Source organism: Rhizobacter sp. J219, assembly GCF_024700055.1.
Taxonomy (GTDB): domain Bacteria; phylum Pseudomonadota; class Gammaproteobacteria; order Burkholderiales; family Burkholderiaceae_C; genus Rhizobacter.
On the sequence record NZ_JAJOND010000001.1, the window covers coordinates 3,954,822 to 3,968,650 of the forward strand.

General features: G+C 68.8%; 11 protein-coding genes. 6 read left to right on the plus strand and 5 right to left on the minus strand.

Going from position 1 to position 13,829, the window contains the following annotated elements; genetic code table 11:
- Nucleotides 1-57: 57 nt before the first annotated feature.
- The 4 genes from LRS03_RS18695 to LRS03_RS18710 all read left to right on the plus strand — a co-directional run bounded on the left by LRS03_RS18695 (nucleotide 58) and on the right by LRS03_RS18710 (nucleotide 2,298).
- Entirely contained in the window at nucleotides 58-750 is a 693-nt protein-coding gene (locus tag LRS03_RS18695; protein WP_257827382.1) for a Fe2+-dependent dioxygenase, read from the plus strand.
- A 37-nt stretch (nucleotides 751-787) separates the two neighbouring features.
- The gene (locus LRS03_RS18700; protein WP_257827384.1) at nucleotides 788-1,069 is read left to right on the plus strand and encodes a PepSY domain-containing protein; all 282 of its coding nucleotides are present in this window, start codon (nucleotides 788-790) and stop codon (nucleotides 1,067-1,069) included.
- An 18-nt stretch (nucleotides 1,070-1,087) separates the two neighbouring features.
- Nucleotides 1,088-1,627, plus strand: a complete 540-nt coding sequence (locus tag LRS03_RS18705) for a cytochrome b/b6 domain-containing protein (RefSeq protein WP_257827386.1) — start codon at nucleotides 1,088-1,090, stop codon at nucleotides 1,625-1,627.
- Nucleotides 1,628-1,866: 239 nt separating this feature from the next.
- On the plus strand, nucleotides 1,867-2,298 hold the full coding sequence (locus LRS03_RS18710; protein ID WP_257827388.1) for an SWIB/MDM2 domain-containing protein: 432 nt from the start codon (nucleotides 1,867-1,869) through the stop codon (nucleotides 2,296-2,298).
- A gap of 192 nt (nucleotides 2,299-2,490) precedes the next feature.
- Here LRS03_RS18710 and LRS03_RS18715 read toward each other — a convergent pair whose 3' ends face one another.
- The 5 genes from LRS03_RS18715 to LRS03_RS18735 all read right to left on the minus strand — a co-directional run bounded on the left by LRS03_RS18715 (nucleotide 2,491) and on the right by LRS03_RS18735 (nucleotide 12,194).
- On the minus strand, nucleotides 2,491-5,307 hold the full coding sequence (locus LRS03_RS18715) for a hybrid sensor histidine kinase/response regulator (RefSeq protein WP_257827389.1): 2,817 nt from the start codon (nucleotides 5,305-5,307) through the stop codon (nucleotides 2,491-2,493).
- 187 nt (nucleotides 5,308-5,494) lie between these two features.
- Nucleotides 5,495-8,344 carry an excinuclease ABC subunit UvrA gene (gene uvrA / locus LRS03_RS18720; RefSeq protein WP_257827391.1) on the minus strand — a complete coding sequence of 950 codons (2,850 nt, stop codon included), beginning with the start codon at nucleotides 8,342-8,344 and terminating at the stop codon, nucleotides 5,495-5,497.
- A 178-nt stretch (nucleotides 8,345-8,522) separates the two neighbouring features.
- Nucleotides 8,523-10,124, minus strand: a complete 1,602-nt coding sequence (locus tag LRS03_RS18725) for a carboxypeptidase regulatory-like domain-containing protein (RefSeq protein ID WP_257827393.1) — start codon at nucleotides 10,122-10,124, stop codon at nucleotides 8,523-8,525.
- 322 nt (nucleotides 10,125-10,446) lie between these two features.
- Nucleotides 10,447-11,544, minus strand: coding sequence for a hypothetical protein (locus LRS03_RS18730; RefSeq protein WP_257827395.1), 1,098 nt, complete (start codon nucleotides 11,542-11,544; stop codon nucleotides 10,447-10,449).
- Nucleotides 11,541-12,194, minus strand: a complete 654-nt coding sequence (locus LRS03_RS18735) for a sigma-70 family RNA polymerase sigma factor (RefSeq protein WP_257827396.1) — start codon at nucleotides 12,192-12,194, stop codon at nucleotides 11,541-11,543. The genes LRS03_RS18730 and LRS03_RS18735 overlap by 4 nt, the downstream gene beginning before the upstream one ends.
- Nucleotides 12,195-12,315: 121 nt before the next feature.
- Here LRS03_RS18735 and LRS03_RS18740 point away from each other — a divergent pair, with 121 nt between their 5' ends.
- Together LRS03_RS18740 and LRS03_RS18745 are read left to right on the plus strand one after the other, a co-directional pair.
- Nucleotides 12,316-12,792, plus strand: coding sequence for a hypothetical protein (locus tag LRS03_RS18740; RefSeq protein WP_257827397.1), 477 nt, complete (start codon nucleotides 12,316-12,318; stop codon nucleotides 12,790-12,792).
- Nucleotides 12,765-13,823: a vWA domain-containing protein gene (locus LRS03_RS18745; RefSeq protein WP_257827399.1), complete on the plus strand. Its 1,059-nt coding sequence runs from the start codon at nucleotides 12,765-12,767 to the stop codon at nucleotides 13,821-13,823. The genes LRS03_RS18740 and LRS03_RS18745 overlap by 28 nt, the downstream gene beginning before the upstream one ends.
- The last annotated feature ends 6 nt before the right edge of the window (nucleotides 13,824-13,829 follow it).

Below are 13,829 nucleotides of genomic sequence, written 5' to 3' on the forward strand. Positions count from 1 at the left end.
CCCGGCCACCGGCCCTGCGGGGCCGGCATTCATCCTCCCCCCAGCAAAGCCATCGCCATGCTCCACCACGTCCAGCAAGTCCTGACCGCCGATGAAGTCCGCACTGCCCGCGAGATCCTCGCCCGCGCGCCCTGGGGCGACGGCCGGGTGACGGCCGGCGTGCAGTCGGCGGTGGCCAAGAACAACGAGCAGCTGCCGCAGGACTGCGCCGAAGCGCGTGCCCTGCAGGAGATCGTGCTGCGCGGCCTCAACCGGCACGCGATCTTCTTCTCGGCGGCCCTGCCGAAGAAGGTGTTCCCGCCGCTCTTCAACCGCTACGGCGGGGCGGCCAACGCCTTCGGCAACCACGTCGACAACGCCATCCGCTACGTGCCCGGCTCGGTCACCGGCGAACGGGTGCGCACCGACATCAGCTGCACCCTCTTCTTCGCCGACCCCGACGAATACGACGGCGGCGAACTGGTGATCGAAGACACCTACGGCAGCAAGAACGTGAAACTGCCGGCCGGCGACATGGTGCTTTACCCCGGCACCAGCGTGCACCGCGTCGAGCCCGTCACGCGCGGCCAGCGCATCGGCAGCTTCTTCTGGATCGAGAGCATGGTGCGCAGCGACGCGCAGCGCCGCCTGCTCTTCGACATGGACCAGCACCTGATGAGCCTGCGCACCCGCCACGGCGAGACCGACCCGGCGGTGATCGGCCTCACCGGCACCTATCACAACCTCCTGCGCGCCTGGGCCGATGCTTGAGCCGCGGCGCGTTTCCCTCCCGAAGAAAGGACTACTCATGAAGCGACACCTCCTCATCGCCAGCCTCGCTGTCGTCACCGCCGGCACCGCCCAGGCCCACGGCGACGTGAAGTGCAGCACCCCGAAAGCCGAATGGCGCGGCCAGATGGAACTGCAGGCCAAGCTCGTCGCCGAGGGCTGGAAGGTGCGCAAGGTGAAGGTCGAGAACGGCTGCTACGAGGTCTACGGCTTCGACCCCAAGGGCCAGAAGGCCGAAGCCTTCTTCGACCCCAAGAGCTTCGAGCCGGTGCAGCCGGCGGGCCAGGCCGCCGCCAAGTGATCGCCTGACACGCACGCGATGAAGGTCTGGGTGAACGTCTGGGACTGGCCCGTCCGCGCCCTGCACCTGGCGCTGATCGCCGGGGTGGCGCTCGCCTGGCTCACCAGCGAGAAGTGGACGCAATGGCACGACACGATCGGCTACGCCTTGCTCGTCGTCGTGCTGCTGCGCCTGCTGTGGGGCGCGGTGGGCCGCGACCATGCGCGCTTCGGCCAGTTCGTGCGCGGGCCGCGCCAGACGGCCGGCTACCTCGCGTCGCTGCTGCGCGGCCGCGCCGCGCGCCACCTCGGCCACAACCCGCTCGGCGGCTGGATGGTGCTGCTGCTGCTCGGCGGCGTGGCAGTCGTCGGCGGGACCGGATGGCTCTGCACCACCGACCGCTACTGGGGCGACGAGACGATGTTTGCGTGGCACGCGGGACTGGCGTGGACGCTTCTCGCGCTGGTCGCGCTGCATGTGGTGGGCGTGCTGACGATGAGCGTGCAGCACCGCGAAAACCTCGTCGCAGCGATGCTCCACGGGCGAAAACGCGAGCCGCACGAGGGCGATGTGAGCTGAGCGCGGGAGCGCTCTTCGCGTCTCTCTGAAGCGCGAGAGAGGCGCACAAGTGACGCGCAGCGACGACAAAAGCACGCTGCGAAGCGCGTTTGCGCGCGTTTTACCTATGAAAACTGCTTCTCAATGCAGCACTCTCGCAGTAGTATTCGCTCCGCACGTGGTCCATGGAGAACAGAGCGCTCATGCGGCACTCACCCAACACGGGCACATCAACAACTCATTTGATGGAGAAATTCAAAATGGCAACTGCGAAGAAGGCTGCGAAACCCGCAGCGAAAAAGGCCGCTCCGGCCAAGAAGGCGGCAGCAAAGAAGGCCGCCCCGGCGAAGAAGGCGGCACCGGCCAAGAAGGCCGCTCCGGCGAAGAAGGCCGCTGCGAAGAAGGCGGCCCCGGCCAAGAAGGCCAAGGCCCCGGCGAAGAAGCGCACCCCCAACGCCGCCTTCATGAAGGCCATGACCCCGAGCGCAGCGCTGGCCGCCATCATCGGCGACAAGCCCGTGCCGCGCACCGAGGTCACGAAGAAGGTGTGGGACTACATCAAGGCGAACAAGCTGCAAGACGCAGCCAAGCGCACGATGATCAACGCTGACGCCAAGCTGAAGGAAATCTTCAAGAAGGGCCAAGTGTCGATGTTCGAGATGACCAAGCTGATCAACGGTCACCTCAAGTAAATCGGCGCAGGCCGATGAGCAGAAGCCGGTGCTACGCACCGGCTTTTTTATTTTGGGGCTCGGCCTGCTGGGATGACGGCCCCCCAGTCGCTTCGCTCCTGCCCCCAGGGGGCGCCACCCAGAGGACCGGCAAAGCCGGATCCTCGGGTGTTGCTTGATCGGTCGCGTCGCTGCGCTTGCTCCAGCGCGGCCCTATTTCTCGAGTGCTTGACCGAGACCTTCCAGCATGGAAGCGACGTTGATCGGCTTCGTCCAGTAGCCGTCGAAGCCGGCGGCGAGTGCCGCGTCGATCTGGCTCTGCATCGCGTCGGCCGAGAGCGCGATGCACTGCAGCCCCGAGGTGCGCGGGTCGGCGCGCAGGGCGCGGATCAGCTCCAGGCCGTTCATGTCGGGCAGGTTCATGTCGATCAGCAGCAGGTCGTGGTGCTGTGCGCGGGCGGCGGCAAGGCCGCCCTGGCCGTCGGTCGCGACGTGCAGCACCCACTGCGGGCGCGACTTGAACACCTCCTGCATCAAGAGCACGTTGAGCGGCTCGTCTTCGACATAGAGCACTTGCCGGTGCGCGCCGTTGGGCTCGGGCGGCAGCGGGTCGCGTGGGTCGGCGCGGTGGCGGCTGCCGGTCGGCGCGGTGCCGGCCGGCAGGCTCAGCGTGAAGGTCGAACCCTTGCCGGGCGTGCTCGCGACTTTCAGTTCGCCGCCCATCGACGCCACGAGCTGGCGCGCGATCACGAGGCCGAGGCCCGTGCCTTCCACCCGCTTCTGTTCGGCGCCGAGGCGGTTGAAGGGCTGGAAGAGCCGCGCCTGCTGCGTCTCGGAGAGGCCCTCGCCCTCGTCGGTGACGGCCACGAACATGTGCTCGTCGCCGCGCGAGAGCGTGACCTTCACCGTGCCGGCCGGCCGGTTGTACTTGATGGCGTTGGACAAGAGGTTGAGCAGCACCTGCTCCACCGCCCGTGCATCGGCGAGCGCCCAATGCGCGCGGCGCGGCGGCGCGGCCAGGCGGACGCCGGCGCTGTCGGCCATCGGCTGGATGAGCGTGAAGCAGGTCTGCAGCGTGGCGGCCAGGTTCACCGGGGTGCGTGCGAGCGAGAAGTCTTCCTGCTCGATGCGCGCGAGGTTGAGCATGTCGTTGATGAGTTCGAGCAGGTGGCGGCCGGCGCGCATGACGCTGTCGAGCCGGCGGGCCTGGTCGGGTTCGAGGGGGTGCACGCGGTCGATGGCCATCAGCTGGGCGAAGCCGAGGATGCCGTTGAGCGGTGTGCGCAGTTCGTGGCTCACGCGCGAGAGGAATTCGCTCTTGGCGCGGCTGGCGCGTTCGGCGGCTTCCTTGTCGTGGCGCAGTTGTTCGTGGGCAGCCTGTTGTGTGACGTCGCGGCAGGTGCCCACCATGCCGATCGGGCGCTGCGTTTCGCCGAGGGTGCAGCGGGCAAAGATTTCGAGCATGGCCTCGCTGCCGTCGGGCCGCTGCTGGCGGTAGCGCGCTTCGAGCATGCCGCCGGTCGCCAGCGCGTGCTCCAGCCGGGCCTGCACCGCGTAGCGGTCGCCCGGGTGGATGGCGGCCAGCCAGTCGTTGAGCCGGTAGTCGGGTTGCGGGAACTTGAGGCCGTGGTTGGCGCAGGCCCGCGCGTCGAAGCTCATGCGGCCGCTGTCGAGGTCGAACTCGGCGATGCCGATGCCGGCGGCTTCGGCGGCCAGGCCCCAGCGCTCTTCGCTGCTGCGAAGCGCCAGCTCGGTCTCCTTGCGCGCGGTCACGTCGGAACAGAACCCGTGCCACAGCATGCCGCCTTCGGCGTGGCGCTCGGGCACGGCGCGCACCTCGATCCAGCGCACGGCGCCGTCGCGGATGATGCGGAACTCGCGCTGCCATGGCCGCCGTGCCTTCGATGCGGCGAGCAGGCTGGGCATGAAGTCGACCGCGTCGTCGGGGTGCAGCATGCGGCACACCACGTCGGTGTCGCCGCCGTCGCCGTTGCGCGGCGGCTCGGCGCCGAACAGCTCGCGCGTGGCGTCACTGGCGTAGGTGTAGAACGGCGTGCCGTCGCGTTGCATCCAGAGCTGGAAGATCACGCCCGGCACCTGCGACGACAGCTTGCGCAGCAGCTCGCCCTGCGCATGCGTGCGCCGTTCGGCGGCGATGTGCGCCGACACGTCGCGTGCGGTGCCACGGTAGCCGGCGAATTCGCCGTGGGCGTCGAACACCGGCACGGCACTGCGCGAGACCTGCAGCACGCCGCGTGCGGTGGCCTTGTCGGTGATCACGCGGGTGATCGGCAGGCGGCGTTGCAGCAGTGCGTGCAGGCTGCGGCCGCCGCCGAGCGGCTGGCCGAGGCCGTCGAGCAGCGGCGCGTCTTCCAGCAGCTGGCCCCGCACCGAACCGGGCGACAGGCCGGTCACCGCTTCGAAGGTCGACGACACCCAGGTGTAGCGCAGCGAGGCGTCTGTCTCCCACATCCAGTCGCCCGAGGCGCGGGCGAAGTCGAGCAGGCGGTGGCGCTCGTCATCGGCCGGCGGGGCGGTGTGATGGTTGGCGACGAGCGTGCTGGCCACGCGGGCGAGCTGCTCCAGGCTGCGGCGCTGCGCGTCGCTCAGCGTGCGCGGGCGGGTGTCGATCACGCATAGCGCACCCAGCACTTCGCCGTCGACCACCAGCGGCGCGCCGGCATAGGCGCGCACGTGGGGGACGCCGGTGACGAAGGGGTTGTGAACGAACCGGACATCGTGCGCCGCGTCGTGCACCTCGAACACCCCGTCGCTCACCAGCGTGTGGTTGCAGAAGGAGATGGCGCGCGGGATCTCGCGCACCGGCAGGTCGTCCCAGCCGTGCACCGCCTTGAACCACTCGCGGTGCGCGTCGAGCAGGCTGATCGCGGCGATCGGCATGCCGCACAGTTCTGCCGCGCACTGTACGAGCGCGTCGAAGCTGTCTTCGGGGGCGGTGTCGAGGATGCCCGTCGCGTGGAGCCTGGCCAGCCGTTGTGATTCGTCAGCGGGCAGGGGCGCAGGCGGCATGGCGTTGTCGTCGTTGCGCGGTGCGCGAAGGGGGTGGAGCGGGGGCTGCGGCAATGTAGTGCAAGCCTCGTGCGCTTGCCAAGTGTGGCAAGTGCGCATGCAAGCCCAGTGCCGCGTTGCTGCGCCGCACTGTGTCGCTTTTCGACGTCGTGAGAAAAGTCGCGCGGGCGTCGCAGCGCCCCCGGGCTCAGCGCAGCAGCGGCTTCAGGTAGTGGCCGGTGTGGCTGGCCCGGTTGGCCGCCACGTCTTCCGGCGTGCCAGCGGCGACCACCATGCCACCGCCTGCCCCACCCTCGGGGCCCATGTCGATCAACCAGTCAGCTGTCTTGATGACGTCCAGGTTGTGCTCGATCACCACGATGGTGTTGCCGGCATCGCGCAGCTGGTGCAGCACCTTGAGCAGGAGGTCGATGTCGGCGAAGTGCAGGCCGGTGGTGGGCTCGTCGAGGATGTACAGCGTGCGGCCGGTGTCGCGCTTGCTGAGTTCGAGAGCGAGCTTCACGCGCTGCGCCTCGCCGCCTGAGAGCGTGGTCGCGCTCTGGCCGAGGCGGATGTAGCCCAGGCCCACGTCGAGCAGCGTCTGCAGCTTGCGCGCGATGTTGGGCACGGCGTTGAAGTATTCGTGAGCGTCTTCCACCGTGAGGTTGAGCACCTCGGTGATGTTCTTGCCCTTGTAGAGCACCTCCAGCGTCTCGCGGTTGTAGCGCTTGCCGTGGCACACGTCGCAGGGCACGTACACGTCGGGCAGGAAGTGCATCTCGACCTTGAGCACGCCGTCGCCCTGGCAAGCCTCGCAGCGACCACCCGCCACGTTGAAGCTGAAGCGGCCCGGGCCATAGCCGCGTTCGCGGGCGGTGGGCACTTCGGCAAACAGTTCGCGGATCGGTGTGAAGAGGCCGGTGTAGGTGGCCGGGTTGCTGCGCGGCGTGCGGCCGATCGGGCTCTGGTCGACGCTGATGACCTTGTCGAAGAGGTCGAGCCCTTCGATGGTGTCGTGCGGCTCCGGCTCGGCGTGGCTGTTGTACAGGTTGCGCGCGACCGCGGCGTACAAGGTGTCGTTGACGAGCGTCGACTTGCCCGAGCCCGACACTCCGGTCACGCAGGTCAGCAGGCCCACCGGGATCTCGGCCGTCACGCCCTTCAGGTTGTTGCCGCGGGCGTTGACGATGCGAAGCATCTGCGGCTCGTCCATGTCTTCCACACGGCGGCGCTTCCTGGGTACCGGGATCTTCAGCACGCCGGCGAGGTAGCGGCCGGTGAGCGACTCCGCGCTCGCCGCCACGTCGGCCGGCGTGCCCTGTGCGATCACCTGCCCGCCGTGCACGCCGGCGCCGGGGCCCATGTCGATCACGTGGTCGGCAGCGCGGATCGCGTCTTCGTCGTGTTCGACCACCAGCACCGAGTTGCCGATGTCACGCAGGTGGCGCAGCGTGCCGATGAGGCGGTCGTTGTCGCGCTGGTGCAGGCCGATGCTGGGCTCGTCGAGCACGTACATCACGCCGGTCAGCCCCGAGCCGATCTGCGAGGCGAGGCGGATGCGCTGTGCTTCGCCGCCCGAGAGCGTGTCGGCGCTGCGGTCGAGGCTCAGGTAGTTGAGTCCCACATCGTTCAGGAACTTGAGGCGTGAGCGGATCTCGCGGATCACCTTGTCGGCGATCTCGGCCTTGGCGCCTTTCAGCTTCAGCGTTTCGAAATACCGCAGGCACTCGCGCAGCGTCTGGTGCTCGATGCGGTAGATCGGCTCGCCCTGCGCGTCACCCTCGCCCTGCAGGAACACATGCCGCGCTTCGGTGCGCAGGCGGGTGCCGCCACAGGTCGGGCAGGGCTTGGCGGCCTGGTAGCGCGCAAGGTCTTCTCGCACGGCGGCGGAGTCGGTCTCCTTGTAGCGACGCTCCAGGTTGGGAATGATCCCTTCGAAGACGTGCTTGCGCTTGAGGCTGCGCGTCTTGCCCTTGGGGCCATCGGCTTCGTAGGTGAAGCTGATCTCTTCCTCGCCCGAGCCGTAGAGCAGCACCCGCTGCGCCTGTTTCGGCAGCTCTTCGAAGGGCGTGTCGATGTCGAACTTGTAGTGTTTGGCCACGCTCTCCAGCAGCGAGAAGGTGTAGCCGTTGCGGCGGTCCCAGCCCTTCACCGCGCCGCTGGCGAGGCTGAGCGAGGGGAAGGCGACCACACGCTCCGCGTCGAAGGCGGTCACCTGGCCGAGGCCGTCGCAGCTCGGGCAGGCGCCGACCGGCGAGTTGAACGAGAAGAGGCGAGGCTCCAGTTCGCTCAAGCTGTAGCTGCAGATCGGGCAGGCGAAGCGGTTGCTGAAGAGGTGTTCCTTGCCGCTGTCCATCTCGAGTGCGATGGCACGGCCCTCGGCGTTGCGCAGGGCGGCTTCGAAGCTTTCGGCCAGGCGCTGCTGCAGGCCATCCTGTACCTTCACGCGGTCGATCACGATGTCGATGTCGTGCTTCTCGGCCTTCTTGAGCTTGGGCAGGTCGGTGGCGTCGTAGGTGGTGCCGTCGATGCGGAAGCGCACATAGCCCTGCGCCTGCATGTCGGTGAAGAGTTCGGCGAACTCGCCCTTGCGGTCGCGCACCACCGGCGCCAGCACCATGAGCTTGGTGCCCTCGGGCAGCGCGAGTGCCGCGTCGACCATCTGGCTCACGCTTTGCGCCTGCAGCGGCAGCTTGTGGTCGGGGCAGAAGGGCGTGCCGGCGCGGGCATAGAGCAGGCGCAGGTAGTCGTGGATCTCGGTCACCGTGCCGACGGTGGAGCGCGGGTTGTGGCTGGTCGCCTTCTGCTCGATGCTGATCGCCGGCGACAGGCCTTCGATGACGTCGACGTCGGGCTTGTCCATCAGCTGCAGAAACTGCCGGGCGTACGCGCTCAGGCTCTCGACGTAGCGCCGCTGGCCTTCCGCATACAGCGTGTCGAACGCGAGGCTCGACTTGCCCGAGCCCGACAAGCCGGTGATCACCACCAGCTGGTTGCGGGGGATGTCGAGGTCGATGTTCTTGAGGTTGTGGGTGCGTGCACCGCGCACGCGGAGCATGGGGGCCTCGATGGAGGCTTCAGGCGGTGCTGGTTGACGAGGCGGCGGCATGGTGACGGGGGCGAAACCGGCCATGATAGCCATGGCCTGCCGCGTGTCTGCTGACATGGCTCATGGCCCTTGCGCTGCCCCCGCACCTGGCACCGCGCCGCCTCGGGCGCGGCACCATCAGGCCTCGTCAGTCGCAGTAGGTGACAGCCCCGCCGTTCTGGTTCGGGTTGGCGGGCGCGGTGGCGGACCATGCACCGACCGGCGTGACCGTGACGTTGCACTGGCTGTCGACCACGATGTCGAACGCGTGCCAGAAGGTGAAGGCGCCCTCTCCCGCTCCTGGCGCGTAGACGGTGGTGTTGCCGTCATGCGTCAGCTCGACCTTGACCGGAGATCCGGTCATGCCGGGGCCGAAGGTCCCTGAGTAGTTGTCCAGGAAATAGCGGTACGTGCCCTGCGCCAGCCGGCGGATGGTGATGAACTCCGGGCCGTAGGACGTGACGTCGTCGATGTCAAGGTTGGCGTACGGTGCGACGGCCAGTGACCCTTTGTCGTCCCAGTACACATGGGCGCCCTGTGGCGTGAGCAGGTGGGAGTCGACATCGCTCGGTGCACGGCCCCAGGTCAGCTTAATGCTGACAGCGGCGTCGGCAATGACCAGGCAACCCGCGCCGATGGAAGTGTTGGCGGCGGCGGTGGAGACGCCGCGGGCGTTCGACAAGCGCGAATCGGAGCGTGCCATCACCGCAACCTCGGCGTCGCGGCGAACCGGGATCGAGAAGCCGCCGTTGTTGTCGGTGAGCGCGCTGCTCGTGCCGGAGTAGGTCACCCCGTCGACTTCAACGCGCGCCCGCCTGATCGCCGAGCCGCGCATGTCGGTCACGCAGCCGCTCACGAGCACGGTGTCGATCAGATCGGTGGCGCTCCAGGTGGCAATCTGGGTGACGCTCCCCTCGTAGTAGAGATTGGGACTCGCGCCACCCAGGGTGGCCGTACCCTCGTTCACCCACATGCCGGTGGCCTCGTTGAACCAGTACAGCGGCACCGTGGCAGGCAGCGTGTCCGCACGCGTGGCCGCGGGAATGCGGATGGTGGCGCTCTGGCCAGCAGCGAGGTTGTACGAGCCGCCGGTTGCATCGGTGAGCACCACCGACAGCGCGCCGTAGCTTTCGAGCCATTCCGCAGCGCCATTGTTCGTGGTGCGGTAGTCGCCGCTGACCAGGTTGGAGTCCTGGGCCAGGTTCAGCGCGGTGATGCGCACCAGCACCGGCTGCGTCGGCGCCGCGCCGGTCGATGTCACGATGGTCCCCGGCTGGAAGATCACCTGGGCGGTCGAGCCCGGCACGGTGGCGGTGCCACCCACTGCAGCGTCGACGGTGACGGTGGAAGCCACGGGCACGAGCTGCACCGGCAGGGTCGTGTTGGTGCCGCCGGTCACGGTGGTGAATCGCATGGTCTGCGCGAAGCCGGATGCGGCGATCGTCACCGCGACACGATCGACTTGCGTCAGGCCGGTGAACGAGAACGAACCGTCGGCACCCGTCGTGACCGTGGTGGCGTCGAGCGTGACGCTGGCGCCCGCAACTGGTTGACCATTGCTGGCCGACAGGACGCGGCCGGAGATGCTGCCCGGTTGTGATTGCTGCCCGGCCGGGTTGTAGGGCTGGCTGTTGGAGCCGCTGCCCCCGCCTCCGCACGCTGACAACAGCACGGCTGCGAACGCGAGAGCGGCGAGTGAGGATCGGCGGACGCGCCACTGGGGTGTGGCGGTGATATGGGAAGTGTTCAAGAAGCCTCCGGCGGCGATGCGATCAAACATGTCCGAGGTCGCCGGTGTGTGCCGCGTGACCATGGAAATCGATGTCTTGGACGCACACGCCACGCGACGGCGATGACCGTGGGGCGAACGTGCGCCGCTCGGGCCACGGTGTCTCGCACCGGCCCTGCGTGAATCGCGCAGTCTTGCTCTCTCCCTCGGCTTCCACCGGAAGCGCTGCAACCCGCTTTTTGCTGCGGGCGTGCATCTGACACGCGGCAATGTAACGAAAACAGCCCTATGCGGCGCCCGCCATTTGGGGGAGGATTTCACGAACCGCACGTGATCGCTGCAATCAACGTGAGGCCGCGTCGAGCGCAGCCTGCAGTTTCGCGAGGGCCTCATCTGAGAGTTCGACATGCCACGCGGTGTCGCCGCGAAGCCACAGGATCCCATGGTTCGTGAACTGGAAGTGGTGCTGCACGTTGCCATCTCGCAGCAAGGTCAGCGTGCGGCTCTGCTGGGCCAATGCGGCGCCAGCCTGGTGCGCCTGCCACCGCGTACCCGTCACGGCATCGAATTGCACCAGCCAGTCCGCGATGGCATCGTCGATGGGTTTGGGGCCGGTGCTTCCACCTTGCCACGTCCAGCGAGCCGGCTCCCTGGCGATGGCGGCGCGCACGCTGGCGATGCGGGTGTAGGCCTCGCCTTCGCGCTGCAGCCGCGATTCGTTGAGCTGGGCCTTGGCGGCGGCGCGGCGGCTCTGTGCTTCGGCCGGGGCCATGCTGCTGCGCTCGCGCTTTTGCTCTTCTTCGCGAGCGCGCGCCTGCGCCAGCAGCGCGTCGGTGCTGGCATCGGCCGATACGGCGGGAGGTGCAGCGGCGGGGGCAGGCGCAGGTGCGGCGGCCCTCAGGGCGGGTGCCGGAGGGGACGCGGGGCCTGTGACCTCGGCGCTCATGCCGGCGGTGTCGGCAGGGGTGTCGCGTGTGGCGGGCGGGGCGCTGCGTGATGCCTCTGACTTCTTGCGTGCGGGCTCGGGCTTCGCGTTCGGCGGTGCGGCTCCGGGAGGCGCGGGCGGGCTCGGTTCGGTGGCAGGCGCTTCCTGCGTGGCGGGTTTTCCCGCCACGGGTGCCGTCATCGGTGCGGCCGCCGGCACAGGTGAGCGCGGCAGGGCCTCGTCCATCGGCTGGTCCCACCACATGAGGCCCACCAGCGTGGCGGCCATCACGCCGGCAAAGCCGGTGGCGACGGCGGGGCGGGCGAGCCAGTCCCATGCGCGACGGGCCCAGCTTGGCGTCGGCAGGTTGGCGGGCTTCGGGTCGCGCGCCTTGGCGCGTGCCTCTTTCAGGATCAGCTCGCTCAGCTGCGGCGGCGCTTGCAGATCGGCATCGGGCGCGTGGCGCAGCGCTTCGCGCAGGTGCGGGTCGCGTGCTTCGTCGCTTGGCTCGTTCATGGGGCCTCCCCTTGCTGCAGCGGCGCGAGGTAGGCGCCCATGCAGACACGCAGCTTGCTCATCGCATAACGCAGCCGGGTCTTCGCGGTTTCGAAGCCGACTTGGAGCGCACTGGCGACCTCGGCCAAGGGCAGTTCGTCGTCATGGTGCAGCAGGAAGGCGCTGCGCTGCGCGAGCGGCAGCTCGTCGAGGCAACGCAGCAGGCGCTCGCCGGCGCGGCGCCAGAAGGCCAGTTCCTCGCTGTGCGGCGTTGGGTTGGTCGCAGCGGGCCATCGGGCCCAGGCCGCGTCGCCCTCGGGCTCCCATGGGGTGTCGTCCTCGGTCGTGACCGAGACCTCGCGGCCGCTGCGCCGCCAGATGTCGATCACACGGTGGTGCGCGAGCGTGAAGAGCCAGGTGCGGAAGGTCGCGCCTTGCGGCTCCCATTGCGCGCGGGCGTTGACGACTTTGAGCCAGGTGTCCTGGAACACCTCGTCGGCCTGCGCCGCGAGCGACGGGCCCAGCAGCCGGCGCACGAAACGGTACAGCCCCGCCTGGTGGCGGGTGTACAGGCGCTCGAACGCCGCGGCGTCGCCGCGCGCATAGGCGCTCATCAGTTCGTCGTCGGTGGGCTCGGGCGCAAGGCTCATCGGCGTGGGAGTCTGCCTCATCCTGTGCTGATACGGGCACGGGGTGCGGATGGGGTGAAGCACAGGCGAAAGATTTTTTTCACCCCGTCGCATGCAGTGGCGCGTGTCAGTCGAGGTGACCTTCACCTTTCAGGAGACTCCCATGCCCTCGATCCCCGTTCCCCGCCGCGCCCTGTGGCCGACCGCGTTGATGAGCCTTCTGCTGATGGCCTGCGGTGCCACCTCGGCCGAGCGCGAAGCCTGGCCGCCGGTCTGGCAGGACACGCCCGTGTGGCAGCCCGACGATGCGCCGCCCGCCTTCAGTCCACCCTCGGCCGACCACTGCCGCCGCTTGCCGTCGATGCGCGAAGTGCCCGGAGGTGGCGCCGTGCAGCAGGGGCGCGGGGCGTGGCGGCATGAACGCGACATGGCCTCGTCGCGCGCTGAGGCGGCGCCGGCGAAGCGCCGCGAATCCGCGGGCGCGCCGATGGCGGACGAGAAGGCGGCCGCACCCGCCACCGAGTCACGCAGCGCCGATGCCGGGCCGTCGATGCCGATGTCTTCACCACCCTTCGCGCCACCCCCTGGCCTCAGCCGCAACCCCAGCCCTCGGTGCAGCGCCCCTACCACCCGGTGGTGACGGCCGGCATGGTCGACGACAACGCCGACTTCGGCGAGTACCTCGCCTACCGCCAGCGCAACGCGGGTCTGCCGGTGCGCGAGCGCGACGTCAGCGAGCGTTACCTGCTCGAAGTGACCGACGCGAACGGCCAGCCCGTGCACGACGCCGAGGTGGCGGTGCAACGACCCGGCGTCGCGCAGCCCGTGATGTGGGCTCGCACCGACACCGCCGGCCGTGTGTGGTTGCACCCGCGTGCCTTCATGCCCTACGGCGGCGGTGACGAGCGCACGCTGGGTGTCGCGGTGCGCAAGGGCTCGATGCAAAGCCGCGCGCTGCTGATGCGAGGCCAGTCGAACGCGGTGCAGGTGCGCCTGGGTGCGGTGGCGGCGCAGCCGGTGCGCCTCGACCTCGTCTTCCTGATCGACGCCACCGGCTCGATGGGCGACGAGATCACCAAGCTCAAGGCCTCGATGCGTGCGATGGCGCAGCAGATTGCGCAGCTGCCCAGCCAGCCCGACATCTGCTGGGGCCTGGTGAGCTATCGCGACCGCGGCGATGCCTACATCACCCGCACGCACGATTTCACCGACGACCTCGGCGCGTTTCAGCAGCAGCTGGCAAGCGTGCAGGCGCATGGCGGGGGCGACACGCCCGAGGCGCTGAACGAAGCGCTGCACGAAGCCGTGCACCGCCTGAGCTGGCGCCAGCAGGCCGCGCGCATGGTGGTGCTGGTGGCCGACGCGCCGCCCCACCTCGACTACGGCGGCCCGCAGTACGACCGCGACATGCAGGCCGCGCTCGCCAAAGGCATCAAGCTCTTCGCGGTGGGCGCGAGCGGGCTCGACCCGGTCGGCGAATACATCTACCGCCAGATGGCGCAGTACACCGCAGGCCGCTTCGTCTTCCTCACTTACCGTGATGCGCACCAACCGGGCAGCGGCCCGGGCACGCAGACGCCGCACGACGTGAAGCAGTACTCGGTGCAGACACTCGACCGTCTGGTCGTGCGTCTGGTGAGCGAGGAGCTGGCGCGCCTGAAGCGCAGCTGAAGCAGA